Annotated in this window: 19 protein-coding genes; 4 read left to right on the top strand and 15 right to left on the bottom strand. The window is 49.5% G+C overall.

Annotated elements, in window-relative coordinates; genetic code table 11:
• Positions 1-24: 24 nt before the first annotated feature.
• The 7 genes from BLV22_RS06185 to BLV22_RS06215 form a co-directional block, all read right to left on the bottom strand.
• Positions 25-1,731: an SLC13 family permease gene (locus BLV22_RS06185; RefSeq protein ID WP_091612680.1), complete on the bottom strand. Its 1,707-nt coding sequence runs from the start codon at positions 1,729-1,731 to the stop codon at positions 25-27.
• A 133-nt stretch (positions 1,732-1,864) separates the two neighbouring features.
• A complete protein-coding gene (locus BLV22_RS06190) occupies positions 1,865-2,575 on the bottom strand; it encodes a response regulator (protein ID WP_091612683.1) in 711 nt (236 codons plus the stop codon).
• A gap of 1 nt (position 2,576) precedes the next feature.
• Entirely contained in the window at positions 2,577-4,175 is a 1,599-nt protein-coding gene (gene dcuS, locus BLV22_RS06195; RefSeq protein WP_425433790.1) for a DcuS/MalK family sensor histidine kinase, read from the bottom strand.
• A gap of 101 nt (positions 4,176-4,276) precedes the next feature.
• Positions 4,277-5,098, bottom strand: coding sequence for an endonuclease VIII (nei, locus tag BLV22_RS06200; protein ID WP_091612688.1), 822 nt, complete (start codon positions 5,096-5,098; stop codon positions 4,277-4,279).
• A 15-nt stretch (positions 5,099-5,113) separates the two neighbouring features.
• Complete coding sequence (locus tag BLV22_RS06205) at positions 5,114-6,388, bottom strand: PrsW family glutamic-type intramembrane protease (protein ID WP_091612691.1); 1,275 nt, start codon at positions 6,386-6,388, stop codon at positions 5,114-5,116.
• A 135-nt stretch (positions 6,389-6,523) separates the two neighbouring features.
• A complete protein-coding gene (locus BLV22_RS06210; RefSeq protein WP_091612693.1) occupies positions 6,524-7,120 on the bottom strand; it encodes a transglutaminase-like domain-containing protein in 597 nt (198 codons plus the stop codon).
• Between the two features lie 88 nt (positions 7,121-7,208).
• Positions 7,209-8,603, bottom strand: a complete 1,395-nt coding sequence (locus BLV22_RS06215; protein ID WP_091612696.1) for an NCS1 family transporter — start codon at positions 8,601-8,603, stop codon at positions 7,209-7,211.
• Between the two features lie 387 nt (positions 8,604-8,990).
• On the opposite strand from BLV22_RS06215, the gene BLV22_RS06220 reads away from it, so the two are divergent.
• Positions 8,991-9,566 (top strand): UbiX family flavin prenyltransferase, encoded by a 576-nt coding sequence (locus tag BLV22_RS06220; RefSeq protein ID WP_091612699.1) that lies wholly within the window; start codon positions 8,991-8,993, stop codon positions 9,564-9,566.
• A 66-nt stretch (positions 9,567-9,632) separates the two neighbouring features.
• Here the strand turns inward: BLV22_RS06220 and BLV22_RS06225 are convergent, their stop codons facing one another.
• On the bottom strand, positions 9,633-10,424 hold the full coding sequence (locus tag BLV22_RS06225; RefSeq protein WP_091612702.1) for a PhzF family phenazine biosynthesis protein: 792 nt from the start codon (positions 10,422-10,424) through the stop codon (positions 9,633-9,635).
• 196 nt (positions 10,425-10,620) lie between these two features.
• Here BLV22_RS06225 and BLV22_RS06230 point away from each other — a divergent pair, with 196 nt between their 5' ends.
• Entirely contained in the window at positions 10,621-12,114 is a 1,494-nt protein-coding gene (locus BLV22_RS06230; RefSeq protein WP_091612704.1) for a UDP-N-acetylmuramoyl-L-alanyl-D-glutamate--2,6-diaminopimelate ligase, read from the top strand.
• Between the two features lie 144 nt (positions 12,115-12,258).
• On the top strand, positions 12,259-12,531 hold the full coding sequence (locus BLV22_RS06235) for a DUF3892 domain-containing protein (RefSeq protein ID WP_091612707.1): 273 nt from the start codon (positions 12,259-12,261) through the stop codon (positions 12,529-12,531).
• Positions 12,532-12,591: 60 nt separating this feature from the next.
• Here the strand turns inward: BLV22_RS06235 and BLV22_RS06240 are convergent, their stop codons facing one another.
• The 7 genes from BLV22_RS06240 to BLV22_RS06270 all read right to left on the bottom strand — a co-directional run bounded on the left by BLV22_RS06240 (position 12,592) and on the right by BLV22_RS06270 (position 19,858).
• The gene (locus BLV22_RS06240; RefSeq protein ID WP_091612709.1) at positions 12,592-13,020 is read right to left on the bottom strand and encodes a hypothetical protein; all 429 of its coding nucleotides are present in this window, start codon (positions 13,018-13,020) and stop codon (positions 12,592-12,594) included.
• An 87-nt stretch (positions 13,021-13,107) separates the two neighbouring features.
• Positions 13,108-14,583: a HAMP domain-containing sensor histidine kinase gene (locus BLV22_RS06245; RefSeq protein WP_091612712.1), complete on the bottom strand. Its 1,476-nt coding sequence runs from the start codon at positions 14,581-14,583 to the stop codon at positions 13,108-13,110.
• Positions 14,567-15,265: a response regulator transcription factor gene (locus BLV22_RS06250; protein ID WP_091612716.1), complete on the bottom strand. Its 699-nt coding sequence runs from the start codon at positions 15,263-15,265 to the stop codon at positions 14,567-14,569. Before BLV22_RS06250 ends, BLV22_RS06245 begins: the two co-directional genes overlap by 17 nt.
• 701 nt (positions 15,266-15,966) lie before the next feature.
• Positions 15,967-16,956: an NAD(P)-dependent alcohol dehydrogenase gene (locus tag BLV22_RS06255; protein WP_091612718.1), complete on the bottom strand. Its 990-nt coding sequence runs from the start codon at positions 16,954-16,956 to the stop codon at positions 15,967-15,969.
• 112 nt (positions 16,957-17,068) lie between these two features.
• Entirely contained in the window at positions 17,069-17,899 is an 831-nt protein-coding gene (locus tag BLV22_RS06260) for an ABC transporter permease (protein ID WP_091612721.1), read from the bottom strand.
• Complete coding sequence (locus tag BLV22_RS06265) at positions 17,896-18,882, bottom strand: ATP-binding cassette domain-containing protein (RefSeq protein ID WP_091612724.1); 987 nt, start codon at positions 18,880-18,882, stop codon at positions 17,896-17,898. Before BLV22_RS06265 ends, BLV22_RS06260 begins: the two co-directional genes overlap by 4 nt.
• Positions 18,883-18,997: 115 nt before the next feature.
• A complete protein-coding gene (locus BLV22_RS06270) occupies positions 18,998-19,858 on the bottom strand; it encodes an alpha/beta fold hydrolase (protein WP_245724031.1) in 861 nt (286 codons plus the stop codon).
• Positions 19,859-20,046: 188 nt separating this feature from the next.
• Here BLV22_RS06270 and manA point away from each other — a divergent pair, with 188 nt between their 5' ends.
• Entirely contained in the window at positions 20,047-21,015 is a 969-nt protein-coding gene (gene manA, locus BLV22_RS06275) for a mannose-6-phosphate isomerase, class I (protein ID WP_091612727.1), read from the top strand.
• The last annotated feature ends 77 nt before the right edge of the window (positions 21,016-21,092 follow it).

Raw genomic sequence — 21,092 nt, forward strand, 5'->3', positions numbered from 1 at the left:
AACAATTTTCACGACGGCTCCTCCTTAATTGTTGCGGAACGAGTCGGGTACGGTAGTCAGGTCAATGCCCCAAAGTGTTGGCAGAACTGAGTATACTAATACTGTAATCAGTATAATGGCGATGATATTCAGCCAGAACCCGTTCTTCACCATGTCGATAATCCGGATTTTTCCGCTCCCGAAAATAATGGCGTTTGGCGGTGTACCAACCGGCAGCATAAACGCACAGTTTGCAGCCATGGCACAAGGCACCATCAGCGCGAACGGGTGAACCTGGATCGCGAGTGCCAGAGAGGCTACCAGCGGGATGATCATGGTTCCTGTCGCTGTGTTGGACGTGATCTCTGTTAAGAACAACACGAGCGTGGCAGAAACAAGAATAACGAGGATGATATTTACCCCTTCAAGAATAGTTAAGCTGTTACCGATCCACTCGGCAAGGTCGGTGTTACTAAAGCCGGCAGCAATCGCAAGACCGCCCCCGAACAACAGCAGAATGCCCCATGGAATCTCTCTGGAGTCTTTCCAGACGAGCACCCGCGGGTCTTCCTGTTCTTTTGTAGCAGGGATCAAAAACAACAGCACCGTGGCGATCATGGCAATACCACCGTCGCTGAGGCCGGAAATGCCAACCACGTTCTCCCAGAAAAAGGAACGCGTAATCCACATCACAGCCGCAAATACGAATACTGCCATTACAATTTTTTCTTCATATTTCATTGCACCGAGTTTCGTTCTTTCCGATTGAATCATGTCCCGGCCGCCCGGAATAGTCGAAAAGCCGACATTGTAGACAAAACGAGTCAGATAGAACCAAACCAATAATAAAAATACAGCTACGATCGGCGCACCGAACATAATCCACTGGGCAAAGGAAATCTGCTGGCCGAAGAGCTCTTCTGACTGCGCGGCCAGAATGCTGAGCGGCGGCGTCCCGATCAGTGTACCAAGCCCGCCGACCGTTCCCGCGTAACCAACACCGAAAATAAGCGCTTTTTCGAATTTTTTCACTTCTTTTTCGGAATCCTGCTCACCTTTGAGGGCTTCCGACACCTGGTACGTAATTGCAAGTGCAATTGGAAGCATCATCATGGTTGACGCTGTATTGGACACCCACATGGACAAGAAGCCTGTGGCGACCATAAAGCCGAGAATAATCCGATTGGTGCTTGTTCCAATCACCGCGATGATAAACAGCGCGATTCTCTTATGTAGGTTCCATTTCTCCATTGCATAGGCAATAAAGAAACCACCTAAGAACAAGAAGATAATATCGTTACCGTAAGCAGAAACGACAGTGTCTCCGTCCAGTGCCCCGGTAATCGGCAGAAGGACAATCGGCAAAAGCGACGTTGCCGGGATCGGGATCGCTTCTGTAATCCACCAGGTGGCAATCCAAAGCGTGGTGGCAAGTACTGCTTTTCCTTCATAGCTGAGCCCTGAAGGATCCAAAAACAACATTGTAATTAGAAATAATAATGGCCCTAAAATAAGTCCTACGAGCTGAGGACGTTTGTAGGAAGGGTCCTGCCCTCCGCTGTCTCCTCCGTCGTCTCCTCCTCCACCGTCGCTGCCGCTGCTTTTATTACGGCCTGCGGTAGAAGGATCCTGTATTTCCTCTTCCTTGTGACGCTTTGGCGACCGGTCCGTCTGAAACACATTCAGCAGTTTCTTCGTCTGCCTGTGGGAGTTCCACAATGTTTTCCAGCCGGAAGCAACCGTATTCTTCATCCTTCTCACCTCTTTTTCAGATTATTGAAAGCGCTTGCTGACTAATATAATAAAGTTTTGATTCTTTGTATACATTTTGTAAGTAAGCACACACTTTTGTAAACAAAGTAACCAAAACTGACAGCCCTTTTCCTTACTTTTCCATCCAGTCTTTGAGTATTTCACCTTGTTCCGGGGGCATCGTGTACTGCTGCAGCGGCCTGCCGCTTCCCGCATAATTCATCGTTATTTTAAGCACCCCTTCTCCTTCCAGAAAAGCAAGGTACTTCCGCACGGACACTCTCGATATGCCCGTGCTTTCTGCGAGTCCCTGCGTCGTAAAGGTACTGCCGGCATGCTGCAGAATTTCTTCGCCGACAATCCGGAAGGTTTCTGTGGTCAGGCCCTTGGGCAGCTCATGCTCCTCCTGCGTGCCCTTGTTGGCTAAAAACAGCTGATCCACATCTTCCTGTCCCCATTCCTTTTTCGTTCCGGACGCTTTCTGCCATTCCTTTACATTGATTAACGCTTCCCGGAAACGCTCAAAATGAAACGGTTTAATCAGGTAATCCGTACAGCCAAGCCGTTTGGCCCGCTGCAGGGACGAGGTGTCGTTGGCCGATGTAATTGCAATCACGTCCACCGGGATTTGTTCTTTTCGCAGCTCCTCTAAAAGATCAAGGCCGTTTTCTTTATTTAAATACACGTCCAAAAGCACAATATCAATCGCTTCTGCACGAAGCATCTCTTTTGCTTTTGTCAGGTTTTCCGCATGCCCCGCTACGTCAAACCCGGGAACGCGTTCGACATACATGCGGTTAAATTTAGCTACCATCGGGTCATCTTCGACCATTAATACTCTCATTTCAGTTCTCCCTCTCCATTGGTATCTGTACGTCAAAGGCTGTCCCTTCCCCCGGGTGGGAATCGATAAACACTTCTGCTTCCAGCGTGTCGAGGGAACGCTTCGTATTGTACATGCCAAAGCCCCGGCCTTCACCTTTCGTGGAGTACCCCCGTTCAAACAGTTCTGCCTGGGTCTTCTCGTCCATTCCCCGTCCGTTATCTTCGATTTGAAAGCCGAGATAGCTGTTTTCTTCGTAAATATGCATAAACAAATGAGGGGACGGCGTATGCTTCATCGCGTCACGGGCATTATCGATCAGATTACCGATAATCGTGATCATATGATCGGTCCATTCAGGATCAGCCATCGCCGGCCACATCCCGCTTCCCGACAGCTCCACTTCGATGCCGTTTTCCTGCAGGTTGGATATTTTATTCATTAAATATCCAGCAAGCACCGGATCCTTTACGTACGCGGTCACCCATCCGACCTCCTGGCGGTAGTTGCTTGAAATGCTCATCACATAGTCATCGAGCTCTTCATACGACTCCGTCTGGATCATGGCCGAAATTACGTGAAGCTTGTTCATAAATTCATGGGACTGGGCCCTAAGCGTCTCTGCATAGGTTCTGGCCCCGGACAGCTGCTCGACGAGCCGCGTCAGCTCGTCTTTGTTGCGGAAAGTAGCCACGGCTCCGAGCAGGGTCGTATTCGAAACAACCGGCATGCAGCTCACAATAATTTCTACATCATTCAGCTGCTGGACCTGGTCGAGCTCCTGCTCTTTTGTCTGCAGCACCCTTTTCAGAAGGGAATCGGCAAAGAAATGAGATATATCTTTCCCGATCGGGTCTTCTTCGGCGCCGGCTTCCGCGAACAGCTCCCTGGCCGCCTCGTTGGCCAGAATCACCGTGCCGCTGCTGTTGACGGCAAGTACGCCTTCCCGCACCGAGGACATAATTGCCTCCCGCTGTTCAAGCACCTGCGATATTTCAAGCGGCTCGAGTCCGTGCATCGTTTTTTTGATCCGTCGGGCCAGCCAGAAGGCCCCAATTACGCCGGCTGCCAGACCGATACCGCTGCCAAGCACCAGCGTCTGCTGGTCTGCCCAGATGTCTTCCTGAATACTGTCAGTCAGAATGCCCACTGAGGTGACGCCGATCTGCTCTCCATTGTCCATCACCGGTACAAACGCCCGCATGGAAACACCAAGCGTCCCTTCGGCCGTGGATACGTATGTGCGGCCGTTTAAAGCTTCTCTCTCATCACCACCGGCGAACTCTTCCCCGATCCGGTCCTCACGCTGATGCGTATAACGCACGCTGTTCATATCCATAACGACCACATATTCCATATTCGTTGCTTCCTGTACTTCTTTTGTATATTCCTGCAAGCTGCCTCCCTGGTCTCCGGCCCGCAGTGCGTCAGCTGCTTCCGGCGAGCGGCTGACAGCCTCGGCAATATTCAATGCTTTATCCGCCTGCTGGTCCCGGACATCGTCGGCTGTGTCCACGGCAACGATGATACCGGTAATACAAAGCGCGATCAGCATCACTGCAGAAATCAACAAGGTAATCCATGTTACGAGCTTTAACGGTTTAGTTCGCTTCTCCCCCACCATATCCCCCATCACTGCTGCAAATACTTATGTTTAATAACATGTTTATTATGCAGGGAGCAGCCAGTTTTTTCAAACGAAGGTGACAGCGGCTCCGGCTTTTATTTTGGCTGGCAGGTCGGGCAGTAGTAGCAGCGTCTTGAACCGGCAGTGAAGCGGATAATTTCCGTGCCGTCCAGCCGGCACGGCTGTCCGCCCCGGTTGAACACCCAGTGCCGGTACTCGCTGTAAGTTTTCCCTTCTGCCTTTGCCTGCTCAACAACTGACTCATCAGTCGTTATTCCTTTCTGTTTATAGGAACGGTCTATTAATACCAGCAGCTCTTCAGCCACCTTCCGGACCTGACCTTCACTTAAGTCTCCGGGCCGCTGATCCGGATAGACGCCGGCCGCAAACAGTATTTCGCTTCGCAGATAGTTACCGATGCCCCCGATAAAATGCTGATCAAGCAAAAGTGACGTCAAGCGCCGGTTCCGAAACTTTTTATCCAGGGCACGCTCCACAATCATATCCACTGTTACTTTTTCGCTGAGAGGATCCGGTCCGACCCTGGAGACAAACGGGTGATCCCCGATTTCTTCTGTCGGCATAATTTCCACATCCGAGGCGCTGTACAACAGGGCGGACTGTTTTTCATTATGCAGGGCCAGCCGGAGCTTGCGGTTTGTTTTAGGATACGCGTAACTGTTTTTAACATACCATCTTCCGTACAGCTGATTGTGGGAATAAATGGTATAGCCGCTGCTCAAGTGGATGAGCATCGCTTTTCCCTTCGTGGCCACCTCATTGACCTCTGACCCCGAAAGCAGATTTTCGTAAGGCTTTAATCGTTCAAACGCCGTGTACATCTCGATGACCGGCCCTTTTTGCAGGGCTTTTTCCACTTTATCGGCTTCCCGCCGTATCTCTGGTCCTTCAGGCATGTCGCTGTTCGCTCCTTATTCTTTTTTATCTTTCCGGCCCATTCGTGACATCGTCTGCCCCCGGGACAACGTTTGAACTTCCTGTTCGTCTTCGCCAGCCTGCTCCGGCTTCTTTCCACTTGTATGCAGAGCTGCAATCTGACGCAGCCCAGCCTGAATCATCGTCAAAATCAAATACCAGGCCACAGCGATCAAAATCAGCTGTACAATACGGGTGTCAGGGAACAATGCAATCGGCATATCCCATACTGCGTGAAGCAGCACCGGAATAATAAAGATTTTCAAAAACTGCCTGTCTGTCAAATGCTTTTTCTGGAGTGGCCCGCCCCGCTTCACGAGCAGTAAAGCAGCACCGATGATGGCACCCCATACAACGTGCCCGCCAATAGACAGCCAGCCGCGTTCGAAAATAACATCTATCATTACGCCCGTCCCGTACTGCAGGCCGAAACTGAGCGCATAGCCGGCGGATTCAAATGCAGCGAATCCTGCCCCGACAACAGCACCGATCAAGAGCCCGTTCAGAATATATTTCACCTGCGTTTTCTTTATTAAGTATGCGATAATAATCAGTTTTCCCACTTCTTCGACAACACCGATGACGATAGCGCTGAAGAACCCAATTTCACCGATGGGGATAAAGGAATACAAAATCAGAGTGACAAAAATCGACGCCACCCCGCCGACGAAAAACATCTGCAGCACGCGCAGCATACTGATGTTTCTCGGGGCGTTCAGTTCGTAAAAAAATACAACGAGCGCAAACGGTGCAGCAAATGAACCGATGGCGATCATGCCGGGGATGGTCAACACGCTGCCGAAAAACAGCGTGCATCCATACAGAATCAAATATGTTATCACAAGCACCAGAAGTACACGCGAAAACAGCCACGGCTTTGGCCACGAAAGTGGAATCTCCTGCTCGTTTGGCGTTGTCAGAGAGGTCCCTGAAATAAACACCAGCTCTGCTTCCTCCCTCGTATGCCGCTTAAAAACGTCAGAAAACAAACTTTTCAAATGAAAATCTGCCGACCCTTCTTCCCCGACGTATTGGTTAATCCGGGTCGAAGCACGGATAAAGGCACTCCTCGCCTGGTCTCCCGGATGCTCTTCTTCTTCAAGCGTTTCAGCGAGGATCGTGCGGCTGAGCGAGAGCCAGCGGCCCCCCGTGGCTTCCGACCACACCAGCGTTTTAGCACCAATTTGTTTTTCATCGATTAACGCCCGCATTTGCGCACTCGACAGCGGGCCGTGCTCTTCGTCTTCCCGTTTGTAGTACCAGTAATCCATAGACTCTCCCTCCTGCTACCGCTTCTTTAACTACTTTCATTTTACCCGAATGCCGCAAATCATAAGCCCTATACAGGACGAACGGAACCCGGGAACACAAAAACCAGCCTGTTTCTCTACAGTACTGGCTTTTCTTTAATTCATTTTAACAGACAGCGACTCCGGAAGCGCGTAACGGTACATATACACCGGATCCTCGTGACGCTCCAGTACGTCCAGAAGCTCTGCCGGCGGATCCGCATATATCCCCGGGTAATCCCGCTCGTCTTTTGTCTCCTCCACGCTAAAAGCCAGCTGCTCTTTATCGGTAAAAAATTGAGCGTCAATTCCGGGCTTATTGCCTCTTGCATCCAGCCGCACCCATTTGTCCCCGTCCGCAAGATAAACGGCATTTAACGCATGAATACAGTAGCCGTCTGCCGGCTTATTAAAGAGCGTTAACCGCTGGTAGCAGAAGCCGCAGGGTATCCCTTCCGAACGAAGAAGTGCCGCCAGAAGATGTGACTTGGACCAGCAGATCCCCTCCCGGTATTTCAGCACCTTCGAGGCTCTCCGGGTGACTGTTTTACCCTGTATATCCCACGAATGGCTGACTTCATCACGCACAAATATGTAGGCAGCTTCTATTTTTTCTTTCTCATTCATTTCTGGAAAAAACAATTCTGCCGCTTTCTGCTGAATGCTCTCCGCCTTATAATTAACATCATAGGTTGGCTGTAAATATTTTTTCATGTACTCACCCTTTCCTCGATGTATGATTATACTAATTAAAGCATTTAAATACAAAAAGAACAGGCCACCGCCTGTTCTTCTTCTCATATTACGAATCCTTTATCCACTGCGGAACCGGTTTTTCGTTCCCTGTCTCTTCTTCGGTGAAGCTCTGATTCATACCTTCCTGAACGTAGGGTTCGTGCTGTGCGATCCAGTATTTCATTAATACAGTATAGAGCAAAAGCGCCGGCAACCCGCCGATAAACCACGACCCATCGATATTAATAAAGGACACGGCAGTACCAACAGCAATGGAAATAATCGCCGCCGGGTTCCATCCTTTAAAAGCCTGGAACAGTTTATTCTGTTCGTACAGAGCTGCTACGTTGTAGTTGCGTTTATGCACGAAGAAGAAGTCTGCAATCATCACGCCGAATACCGGTCCTAAAAAGGCGGAGACAATCGCAATAAACGTGGTAAAATAAGCAGCATTCATCAGCCACCACGGGCATGTGAACGTAGCGAGTATCCCAATAATAATGCATGACTTTGCCCACGAAATTTTGAACAGATCCATCGCTACAAGCGCCGGTGGCATAATATTGGCCATTAAGTTCGTCGTCACCTGGGCAATCGCGATAAAAATCAATACGATAATGCTTGCGACAGTGGAAGGAATGTACTCGGAAATAACATCAATCGGATTCCAAATTCCAACCGCGGCGGCTCCGAGCATCCCGATAAACGGAAGCAGAATGCTCGGCGGCACCATGCCGACAAGATGAGCATTAATATAGGTCGATGTTTTTGTCTTTTTCGGTACGTATCTTGTGTAGTCCGATACGTTAATCAAAAGGGCTGCAAACTGCCCCACCAGTACGGTCATTGCAAGCCAGAGAGGAATGCCCCAGGAACCGTCCACGTCTGTGGCTGCCTGCACTTCAAACCCAAACGTCGTTAAAAATAGGAAAATCAAGTAGATGATACCGCCCATTATAATTACAGAACCGATAATTTCCACCCATTTGATGGATTCAATGCCTTTAGCCGACAGAAAAATCTGCAGGGCCTGAAAACCGAAAAACCATACCCATACATTTTCAAAGCCTATAAAGCTCGAGGCAATCTGATTCAAAGCCTGGGCCCCGAGCCATGTCTGTATCCCGAACCAGAACAAAGCCGGGATGCTGCGTAAAAGTGCAGGAATTCTTGAGCCAATCGGCCCGAAGGACGAACGGAGCTGAACAACCATCGGAATACCGTGCTTCCATCCCACATATCCATTTAATGAAAACAACAGAGCAGCCATAATATTTGCCAGAAGCAGCGCCGCGCCCGCCTGATAAAGGTTCAGGTCGCCAAACGGCGGAATCAGACTCGAACCGAGCATGAATGTACCGATCATGATCGTATCGCCCCACCACATCGCCACGTAAGCTTTCGGCCCGAGAATTCTTTCTTTTTCATTAGTAATTGGTCTCAGATCCTGCCGTGCCTGCATTATGTTCCCTCCTAAATAAAAAACGAACAATTCATGATTTCTTTATTTATTCATTCGTTTAATGATTAATTTTATTTTATCGGAGAAGCAAGCACTCGATCATTGTTTATCATCACACAAATTTATTATTTTCTCTGTGCATTATTGCTAAAAAAGGCTGATTTATTCCATTTTAAATGTACATTTTCTTACATTGTGAAAATTCAGCTGTTTGTTTTGATTTTTGGTAGCGGTCTCATAATTATATAGTGTTGACGGAGGCATGCAGGCCGATTAATTTGTAACCTCTATATAAACCCCTCTTTCATGCGCGCCCGCTCTTACTCATGGTACAATCAAACGAGCGAACAAGGTCTTTCTACGGCCTGCATGAAGGAGGTTCTTTTTTTGAAATTAATTATTGGTATAACCGGCGCAACGGGTGCCATCTTCGGCATCCGCCTGCTCGAAATATTAAAATCCACCGACATCGAAACCCATCTGATTTTATCCTCCTGGGCAAAGGCTACTATCCCGCTTGAAACTTCATACACCACGTCCCAGGTGGAGGCACTGGCCGACGTTTCATATTCCTCGAAGGATCAGGCCGCCCGCATATCCAGCGGCTCCTTTCGTACTGAAGGCATGATTATCGCTCCGTGCAGCATGAAAACGACCGCCTCCATCCGGCACGGCTTTGCGGATAACCTTATTGCCCGCGCTGCAGACGTAGTTTTAAAAGAGCGCAAGCACCTGCTGTTGATGACGCGGGAAACGCCTCTTAATACCATTCACCTGGAAAACATGCTCGCGCTTTCCAGGCTCGGCGTAACCATTGCTCCACCGATGCCTGCTTTTTACAATCATCCGGCAGATATCAATGAACTGGTCGACCATATTGCTTACCGCACGCTCGACCAGTTCGGCATTCATATGGAGGAAGCTGACCGCTGGGAAGGCATGTCTTCGTCCAAAAATAAATAGAAGCGGGTGCCTGTTAATGACGGGCACCCGCTTCTATTTTACAGATAAGATTCTTTTTACATTCTATCAGGCCAGCCAGTCGCCCTTCATGACAGTAATCGCCTGCCCGCCGATGTGACAGCGGCTGCGGTGCATTTCCACCTCTACAACGCCTTCCCGTTCACTGACCTGTTTGGCCGTGAAGCTCTGCTTTGCCATACGTTTTGCCCAGTACGGACCGAGTGCACAGTGCGCTGAACCCGTGACCGGATCCTCCTCCACACCTATGGCTGGAAAGAAGCAGCGTGACACAAAATCGATTCCCTCTTCTTCTGAAAGAGAAGTAACTAAACATCCCCTCGTCGTATGCTCTGCTAATGCTTTCATATCCGGCACAAGGTCCCGGAGTGTCTGTTCGGAATCGACTTCTACAATAACGTCCATCCGGTTCTGTTCCACCGCAGGCGCCTCCACTCCAAGAGCCTGCAGGAGCCCTTCATTTAAAGGCGCAGGCTCCGGCGGCTCCGACGGAAAATCAAGCCAGATGGCTCCTTCTTTTTGAAAGGCAGCCAGGGGCCCGCTCGCGCTTTGAAACGTGATCGTCTGCGTTTCAGGGACCTCCTCTTCCCACAGCACGTGCGCGGAGGCAAGTGTCGCATGACCGCACAAATCCACTTCAGCGGACGGGGTAAACCAGCGTATTTCGTATTCGCCTTCTCCCTTTTTAACTACAAACGCGGTTTCAGAAAGATTCATTTCTGCAGCTGTCTGCTGCATCCACGCCTCAGACTTCTGGTCCGTTTCTTCGAGCAGGCATACGCCTGCCGGATTTCCGTAAAAAGCCTCACTTGTAAAAGCATCCACCGTATATATTTTCATTCTTTTTTCTCCTTTGTGCTTTTGATTATGCCTGTATTGTAGCACGTACGCCCTTTCTTTAGGAGTTTATACACTTTAAGGAAAACATGTATTTAGGAAACAAGGATTAATTATTTATTTGATAGGGAATGGGGTATGACACATACTTACTGCCCCGGTAGTTGTGACTACAAGCAGGAAGGAGAGAAAAAAATAGATGAAATGGAACTGGAAAAAAAATAAATCTCTGCCTTTTCAGGATGTTTTCGGCCCAGCTGAATCGACAATCACTCATGTCACTTATGATTCCCGGAAAATCCAGGAAAATGGCTGCTTTGTCTCGATACCGGGCAACAATATCGATGGCCACACGTTTATTCCGGATGCTGTCCATAACGGCGCGTCCACCGTCGTGGGAAGCGACCGCGATACACTCACCCAGTATGCTGCATCATTCCCAGCCGTCACATTCGTTCTTGTCGAGGACAGTAAAACGGCGATGGCTGACTATGCAGCGCATCTGCACCATCATATTCACAAAAAAATGAACCTTTTCGGCGTAACGGGCACCAACGGGAAAACTACTGTTACGGCTTATATACGGTCAATGCTGAACAACTTAGGAGAGCCTGCGGGCATTATAGGAACAGCTGGAGTATGGTCCAAAAAGAGTAAGCATCCATTTAAGCCCACCACCCCCACTACCCCGGAAGCGGCAGACCTGCACGATATTTTCGCCTCCTTTTATGAAGAAGGCACACGCACAGTAGCAATGGAGGCGACTTCTATTGCCATCGATTTAAAGCGTCTGCACGGCCTCGAATTTGAGGTGGGCGTTCACACCAATCTCGTATCTGAGCATATGGAGTTTCACGGCACGATGGAGAACTATAAACGGGCAAAATTAAAATTGTTTCAGCAGTCGCGTCAGGCTGTAGTGAATCTTGATGATGACGGCATGGCCCAGGACATTTTAAACATGTTCGGCGGACCAGTCTGGACATACGGCATCCGGCGCTCCGCAGACATTATGGCCAGCAACATCCGTACGGATGCAGGCGGGTCGAGCTTTCTGCTGACTGTGCAGGGACGCTCCTACTTAGCCAGAGCTCCGGTATTTGGCGAATATAATATCTCCAACACTCTGGCAGCGGTAGGTTCGTGTCTAGCTGCCGGCTATTCGGTCTCCGAAATTCTGTGCTCTCTTCCAGGCATTCAAGGTGCGGAAGGGCGTTTTCAGATTGTCTCCGATTATCCGGGAAAGCAGATTATCCTCGATTACGCCCACACTCCTGACGCGTTGGAGCTCGTGGTGGAGACAGTTAAAAGCCTGCCTCATAAAAGGCTTATCCTCATGATTACCGGGATCGGTCTCCGGGACCCGGCCAAACGTCCGAAAATGGCAGCGGCTGTAGAAGGAAAAGCAGATCATATCATCGTCTCTGTGGATCACCCCGGGCCCTACAACCGACAGCGGATCGTCGATGACGTTGCTTCCGGTTTTCATGATCCTGAGGCAGAGAATATATATAAAAGAAAACACCGGGAGGACGGCATCCATAAGGCTCTCTCGCTGTCAGAGAATGGCGACCTTATCGTGATTACCGGCCTCGGCTTCGGTGGGTATCAGGTCATTAACGATCAGCATGTTCCTTACGATGAACTCGAAGTGATTGACTCTTATTTTCAGGAAAACCGGCAATTATCATAAGCACTTCATAAAGCATAAAACGAAGACCGTTTCCCGCGGTTCTCCAGATTGGCTGATAGTACCCTGCCTGCTTTTATATCCTTAAGATTAATAACGTTAAATACTGGGAAAGATATTATCAAGAATATGTAAAAGAGGCTTTTCATGGATTATCAAATTACTGCCGTTCATATAGGCGGCAGCCGGGAAAAAGAAGAGCACATTACGCATATACAGCTGGTGGACGGAACCGAAGAAACATTAGAAAAAGCCATCGCAAGCATTGATGAGGGCAAGGATTACTATTACCGCGTAGACGGCGGGGAGAAAGTCCGGGTGGACACGGTCCACCCGGAAGATCCAAACACGCCGGCCTATCTTCGTACCCCTCCGGATCCAATAGACGACAGACAATCTGTTAAAGCTGCCGACGTTTGAGCCGGCGTATACCCCGTAACAGCAGTAAAGCAGCGTCCTCCTGCGGGAGGACGCTGCTTTTTACAGTTCCTGTTCAAACGGATACAGCCCCTGTGCCTCAGCCTCAGCGGCATAGTTGTTTAAAATTTCTTCAAGTATATCCTCTGCATCTTTTCCTTCTGCATCAATACCGAGCGCCTGAGCAGCCTGGGTAATTTCTATTTCCCTGACGTCCGCCATCATCTGCGACACGTCTTCAGTGACTTCCACACCGTAAGCGGCTGCTTTCTCCTTCCATTCCGACAGAAGCACTTCATCAATTACAGTCTGTTCATCTTTATCTTTGATAGCTATGCCGTAACGCTCTGCTTTTTTCATTAAATCATTTTCCCGGATATCCGTACCCATCCGTTCTATCCCTGCTTCACTTTTTTGCGCCGATACATTGGCCGGCAGGACCACACTCGACAGTATACAGGCGGTAATGATGGCATACATCCATTTTTTCATCAGTTCAACCTCTTTTTTATACATAGAGTGAATTCTCACTTCATCTTATAAATGAAAAATGTCAGGAAAAAGTCAAACAGAGGATTTTTACATTACATCCGTTTGTTTTTCACGATTGGTCTCCTCGCCCGGCACGTCCTGCGGCAGTTCAAATACAAATACTGTCTCTTCCGGCCGGCTCGACTGCAGATACAGGTCACCGCCAAGCCCCTGGGCGATTAATTTACTGAAAGGCAGCCCCAGGCCGAGCCCGTGCACATTATACTTTTTATTTTCTCCCCGGTAGAAGCGCTCGAATACGAGCAGCTGCTCCTCCTCATCAATACCAATACCGCTGTCTATCACTTCAATAGCCACCATGTGATCGTTTTTTTCACCGCACCGGATGGTCAGTGTCCCTTCCTTCTTCATTGCCTGATTCGCATTATTCAAAAGGTTGACCATAATTTGCTGGAAGCGCATCGGGTCAGTATAAACCGCGTGCGTTTTTTCACCATACTGCTTTTGAATATCCAGACGGTCCGTGTCATTGGAAATCGACCATTGGTGGATGACCTCATTCAGGAGCGACTCCAGCGTCAACGACTGCATGTCTGTCGGCACACCCTGCGAGGAGAAGGTGTTAAACTCAAGCAGATCCGCAATCATGTTCCGCATCCTGCCCGTTTCAGCCAGCGTCACGCTCAAAAATTCCTTCGCCTCATCCCCGGTCACTACATCATCTTTGACCGCCTGCACCATCCCACTGATAGAAGTAACCGGCGTTTTCAATTCATGGGTGACACCGGCAAGCAGCTCGGTCCGCATGCTTTCAAGCTGTCCGAGTCTCGTCGTCATGTCATTAAAGCCGGTAACCAGCTCATCGATCTCCCGCTCCTTCGCCTCGGTATCAATACGAATGGCATACTTTTCTTCCTTTACACGCTGAAAGGCTTCAGCAATTTGCTTGATCGGGCGGAGCAGCCGTTTGGAAAGAATGTAAATCGTGAGCCACCCCAGCAAAGCCAGACTCACCAGCAGGATACCGACCAGTTGATACTGGCCGCCGACTCTTACCAGTGAATCGGCCGGCTGTACAATGACGACCCATCCTTCGAATGAGCCATCATCCCCCCCAATTCGTGATTTCACCAGATATTGCGCCTGGTTTCCCTGCTCAATCCTTACAGTCTGCGGGCCGGAATCGAGAAATGAATCCGGGAACACGACAGGCTCCTGGTACAGCGAATTCCCAAATAAAGAGTTGGATACAATGTTTCCATTATTGTCCACAACGTATACAAGCGGCTCCGTTTCAATATCAAACGCCTGTTGGCGCTCACGCACGTATGATGCGAGATCAGCGTTTAAGCCAATCGAATTATCTTCTGTTCCGGCTAAATCCTCCGAAATTTCATCCGCCAGGAAGGAGGTAACGTTCAGCCCGCGTTCGAGATTATAGGACCGGAGCCAAAAAAATGAAATCAGGCCAATGATAATCAAGCCGATGCAAAGCGTAATAAAATAGCGCGTCGTCCAGTAGCGGAGCAGCGAAACTTTTTTATCGTTATTCCTCTTTAACACTGAGCTGATACCCCACTCCCCGGAGCGTTCGGATTTCTCCTTCTTCCACCGGCCAGTTTTTCAGTGACCGGCGGATCCGCTTGATGGCCAGGTCCACCGCGCGGTCGCTCCCTTCGTAATCAATGCCCCACACGTGGGAAATTAACTGCTCCCGGTCAAAAAACTGATTCGGGTGATTGCTCAGAAAAATAAGCAGCGACAGATCCCGCGGGGTCAGATCAAGCTGCAGGCCGTTCAGCGTCACGGCGTAGGCCTTTTCATCAATGACAAGACTTCCGAACCGTTTAAGATACTGCTCTTCTTCTGCTGGAGAGTCTGTTTTACCGCTGCGCCGGAGTACAGCCTGAACACGGGCCACCACTTCATCGCCTTCAAAAGGCTTCGGAATGTAGTCGTCCGCTCCTCCCTCAAATCCTTTTAAACGGTAGTCCACGTCCCCGAGGGCGGTCAGCATAATACACGGGCAGTCGCTTGTGTTCCGGATATGTTCAAGCACCTCCCAGCCATCCCGGCCCGGGAGCATAACGTCAATTAAGGCTAAATCAAACGTCCCGCGGTCAAACGTCTCCACGGCTTCGTTTCCTTCATATATCTGGGTCACTTCAAACCCTGCCTTCTGAAGGTAGGCCCGAAGCACCTGACTGATCGATGTTTCGTCTTCAATTACAAGAATCGAGCTCATGCATGCTCTCTCCTTTCCCTATGTACTTTCATTATAAATCAACGAAGCGCAGGAACAAATGGGGTATCCCTGCGGCCCGGTACAAAAAAAAGACCCTCGCGGGGGAACGAGGGCGTACAGCTATATGAATCTAGGGGGTAATTCCATGAAGAGTGCACCACCCGAGTGAGTGCAGCTCTTAAGCCGAGTAATAACACCCAGCTAAAACACAATTGGATTGTTTGCATAGGGCCATCGTATCCACATGGCTTTTTGGCTTCTTCTGCAGTTACAGGACGATCAATCGTTGTTCTAGGGGGGTCAACATATCTAAGGTCCCGGAACCAGTAAGCTGCATATCCTCACCTTTTCTTCATATGTGCCAGTTATTTGATGCACTTTCCCTTTCGACAATGCAGCAAATATAGGGCGGAGGAAAATGATGATTCGATGCCGTTTACGTGGCAACTGTATCAGAAGCCGGCTTTCACTCCGCTGTCTAAAGAAGTTGATCCTGGTGCGGCGCGGGAGTGTTATAAGCCATGGCGGCCTCTACATTTATTACTATAAGTGGTTTGTGTGTCAGCAAAATGTCAAAAAATATTTTTTTTAAAAAAGTTTTATGAAAGCTTTCTGCTGGTATTAAGCAGCGTGAGGGTTATTAACAATACTAAGCCTCAACGGTTTAATTTACCTGAACCACCTATAATTAACCGCTTCATTTATTGAGTATTTTCGTTGTGTGCTACATTGATGATGACGTTTCCCTTTTTGTGTCCTTTCTCCACATATCGGTGAGCTTCCACTACTTCTTCAAATTCATAGTACCTATCCACGGCCACCTTTAACTCCCCCGTCTCCACAAGTTTCTTGAGGAAGTTGAGAGCTTCGGCGTTTTCCCGTGAATTTTGAGCCAAAATTATTTTTTTGCTGCTTGTAAGTTTCGTCCACAGCATTCTAACATCCGGCAGCGGGACAGTGACATTTATATAGGTGCCGCCCTTCTTTAGCGATTTCATACAAGCTGAAAATGAACTCTTGTTTACCGCTTCAAAAATAACGTCATAAGTCTCTCCTTCACTGGAAAAATCTTCGTTGGTGTAATCAATTACCTTATCAGCACCGAGGGATTTTATCAATTCCAGGTTCGTCGTGCTGCACACCCCTGTAACCACGGCTCCAAGATACTTGGCAATTTGGACGGCGTAGCTCCCTACACTCCCGGAAGCACCGTAGACAAGCACCTTCTGTCCCTTCTGAATGTCCGCTTTCTCGAGATGAAACAGTGCGGCACTCGCCCCTATCGGAATAGCTGCGGCTTCTCCAAAAGATAAATTACTGGGTTTAAGACATACAGGCCCGTCTTCAGGCAGGCACTTATACTCGGCGTAAGCACCAGAACCCATCAGGGAAGCGGCAAAAATTCGGTCGCCTTTCTTAAATCGAGTGACCTCTTTTCCTGCTGACTCTACTTCTCCAGCTAACTCCATACCGAGTATCTCATTTTTCGGTCTTCTCACACCCAGCACTATTCGGGCAGGCACCCAGACCGAAAGAGGAACAGTGAAACTCCGTGCACGAATGTCTGCTGCTGTTACAGTGGTCGCTTTTACTTTTATCAGTATTTCATTTTCCTTAGGCACAGGCTTTTCTGCATCTTTGAACTGAAGGACTTCGGGAGGCCCGTATTTTGTATACACAATGGTTTTCATTTATCCACCCCTGCTCTATTATATTCATTATTAGGCCCAGGTATTAACACCCCTTTGATTGAGGGGTGGTTTAAACGTGGGCATGCCGACACTGTATTCAAAGAACGCCCACTTATTTTTTATAGTACAGATACATAGTCAGCGGTGCGAATATGAGAACTAATAAAAATGAAACCAAAAGCACCCATCCCACTTCGGCAAGGGCAGCCTCTCCTCCCATAAATCCACGCACAGCCACAACAAGCAGGGAAACCGGATTGATTTCCACCAGTGGCTGAAGCCACGTGGGCATTGTTTCAGGATCAACAAATACGTTGCTGATAAACGTTAAAGGAAACAACACCATCATGCTTACTCCCATCAGAGACTTTTCAGATCTCATCACGATGCCGAGTGTCGTCCAAATCCAGGAAAGGCTGAAGGCAAACACGAGCAGTACAGCTACGCCAAGCAACACGCCGACCACCCCTCCCTCCGGCCGGAAGCCGAGGATAAAGCCTAGCGTAATCATAATCGCAGATGCGATCGAATACCTGACAAGATCCACGAGCAGCGCGCCTACAAGAACCGAAGGCCTCCATACCGGCAGCGTCCGGAAACGGTCAAATACGCCTTTTGTAATATCGTTGTTCAATTCGATGCCTGTGTACATCGTAATCATGACCACAGTGAGAACGAGCACCCCCGGCAGCACAAACTGCAGATAGGCTTCTGTTGACCCGGCAATAGCGCCGCCGAATAAATAGGTGAACATCAGAAGAAAGATGATTGGAAAAGCAGTAATATCAAACAGCTGCTCAGGCACATATTTGATTTTCAGAAGCATTCTTCCGCCAAATGTAAGCGACGCTGAGACCGGGCCTGCATTTTTTGGACGTTCACTGGTCGACACTGCGGTCCGAAGCGCCTCCTGCTGGCTGAGAGGAGCCTGTTTTTTGTTCATGCTTCCGCCTCCATTTCTTCAGCCCGTTCGGCTGATCGTCCAGTCAGCGTAAGAAATACTTCATCCAGACTCGGTTTGCCAACAGAAAAATCAGAGACAGCGATGCCGGCCTTATCTAATTCCTCCAGCATGTGAACCGCCAGATTATTCTCTGCCACCTGGGCGGTCAGCCCCGAAGCGCTGGAGGAATAATTTACAGCAGTACCCAGCTTTTGCTGCAGCAGCTGCGCAGCGAGCGGCCGCTGGGCCGGATCCTGAAGACGAATATGAACCTTGCCCGTTCCTACTGATGCCTTCAGTTCACCGCTCGTGCCTTCTGCGATTACTTTTCCCTGATCAATCACCGCGATCCGGTCCGCCAGCTGATCGGCCTCATCTAAATACTGGGTTGTTAACAGCACCGTTGTTCCTGTGCTCACGAGCGTCCGTACAATCTCCCACACCTGGTTGCGGCTTCTTGGATCAAGGCCTGTGGTCGGCTCATCCAGAAACAGCAAATCTGGCGTTACAACAATGCTTGCAGCGATATCAAGCCTTCGCTGCATTCCTCCGGAGTACTGCTTCACCTGCTTTTTTGCGGCTTCTTCAAGCCCGAAGGCGTGCAGCAGCTCGTGCGCCCGGACTTTTGCCCGGGCTCGTGTGAATCCCATCAAGCGACCGATTAAATGAAGATTCTCAAGGCCTGACAAGTCTTTATCCACGGAAGCAAACTGGCCTGTCATACTGATCCGCTTTCGTATGAACGCCGCCCCTTCCACCACCTCATGTCCAAACACACTTGCCCGGCCTTCGCTGGGCTGGAGAAGGGTCGCAAGTATGCGGAGGACCGTCGTTTTCCCCGCTCCGTTTGGACCGAGCACGCCATACACCGTTCCTTTTGGCACCTCCAGGTCAATCCCGTCCACTGCCCGGGTCGTTCCAAACGTTTTCACCAGACCTTTGACGACAACAGCCGCTCTCTGTTCCTCCGCCTTGCTATCCATCGCTTGTCTCCTCCTTATTCGTTATCTCTCAGCTGTCTCCTTTCTGTTTATCATAGCATTGACGGCCTGCCCGGACTTCTTTTCAATTGCTGCAAAAACATACGTTCGTATTTTTTTACAGCCGGTTCTTTTTTAAAAAATTTAACACTGCATGATCTCTATTCTGTGCTTTTGATCCGATCCAGATCAGATGCCCCCACGATTCCAGAATAGTTAATTCCGCCTGAGGCATTAAGCGTTTAGCCTGGTGCGCATGCTGGACCGGCACCGACGCGTCATGTTCACTGTGTACAATAAGCACCGGTGCATGAATCGACGTCCACATCTCTTCTGCCGCCTTTGTGTTCACATCAATCAGAAAACCCTTTCCGGACCGCTGACCTGCTATCATTCCGGCAAATTCCTGTAGTGCCCGGCTGTTTATTTCCTGACGAATATGTTCATACGAAAGCGTGCTGAACGATGCGGCCATTTGTTTAAATATCATTTCCGGTCTTTTTTTGACAGCCATTCTCAACAGCGCCCATGTGCCTTTTTCCACTTTCGGCCGAAACAGCACCATTGCCGCTTTGTAGGCAGCATCCTTTTTCGTCAGCCACTTGGTGGTGACGGCCGACTCGAGCGTTAATGTGCGCACCCGTTCAGGATAAGCTGAAGCAAGCATCAACCCGCTCGGCCCTCCGGCGGAAACGGCAAGCACATGAACAGACTCTATCTGCAAATAATCAAGCAGACCGGCGTAGGCTTCTGCAGCGCTTTCCAGGGAGCCTCCGATTTCAGCGCTTGTGGCCCTGTACCCGGGCCGCGAAGGCGTAATTAACCTGTACCCCCGCCTCACGAGCGGTGCATACCCCATCTCCTCCATGCAATTGGAATGCCCTCCATGCATCACCAGCACCGGCTCCCCAGTCCCACAAATGGTATATTCCATCTGCGTACCGTCTTTCCGGTACCACATGCCAAGTGTCCGTTCCATGCTCTGCTCCCCTCCCCGTTTTCTATACCTTTACTATATCCTATAATGGAACAGTCCGCGGGTCGTATTTCCGCTGAAGCCGGAATAAATTTATGTACGGATTTTCATAAACATCCACGCAGGAATTGCAAAGCATTCTGCTCTTTGTCATATTAAACAAGAGACACAACTATAAACGGAGGCTGAACATGGATCAATTTATCTTTTTTCAACCAATTTTTCAGGAACGCATTTGGGGTGGAAATAAATTACATACTCATTTTAATTACAACATCCCCTCAGCATCGACCGGTGAAGCCTGGGTATTTGCCGCCCATCAAAACGGTTCAAGCATTGTAGCGAACGGCTCCTACGAAGGCAAAACGCTCCTGGATCTCTGGCAGGATAAACGGGAATGGTTCGGTTCGTTAAAAGGCGACCGCTTTCCGCTGTTAACGAAAATTCTCGACGCGGCCAAGGATCTTTCGGTGCAGGTGCATCCGGACAATCGGTACGCCTCCGCTAACGAAAACGGCGAATACGGCAAGACCGAGTGCTGGTACGTGATTGACTGCGATGAAGACGCGGAGCTCGTACTCGGGCACAATGCCGACAGCCGCTCGGAGGCAACAGAACTCATTGCTGCCGGCGAATGGGACGCTTTCTTACGAAAAGTGCCGGTAAGGCCCGGGGATTTTGTTTACGTACCGAGCGGCACGATGCACGCCATTGGCGAAAGCGTGCTCATTTTAGAAACCCAGCAGAACTCGGATGTCACCTACCGCGTCTATGATTACGACCGGACTGATAACGAGGGAAAAAAGCGGGAGCTTCATCTGCAGCAGGCCCTCGACGTGACTCATTTCCCTCATGAGGATGCTAAAGTGGAGCCTGCCGTTCAGTCCGACGGCGAGGCAGAAGTCACTACCTTTGTGGAGGCAGACTACTTTTCCGTTTACAAATGGGAGATGCACGGTACAGCTTCGTTCACATGCGAAGCTCCGTTTCTGCTCTGCAGCGTCATTGAGGGCAGCGGTACTGTCGATAACCTGACCGACAGCGCCCCAATTCAAAAAGGCGACCATTTTCTCGTCCCGAATCACGTGACCGACTTTACGATCGACGGCAATGTGACCTGCATTGTGTCCCATCCGAATGCCTCCCTTCACTCCTCCTAAATACAGAAAACCACCTTCTGCACGGCAGAGGGTGGTTTTGTTATACTATAAAAAAAACAAAGATTGGCGGCGGTACG

Origin of the sequence: Marinococcus luteus, assembly GCF_900106595.1 — a bacterium.
Classification (GTDB): Bacteria; Bacillota; Bacilli; order Bacillales; family Marinococcaceae; genus Marinococcus; species Marinococcus luteus.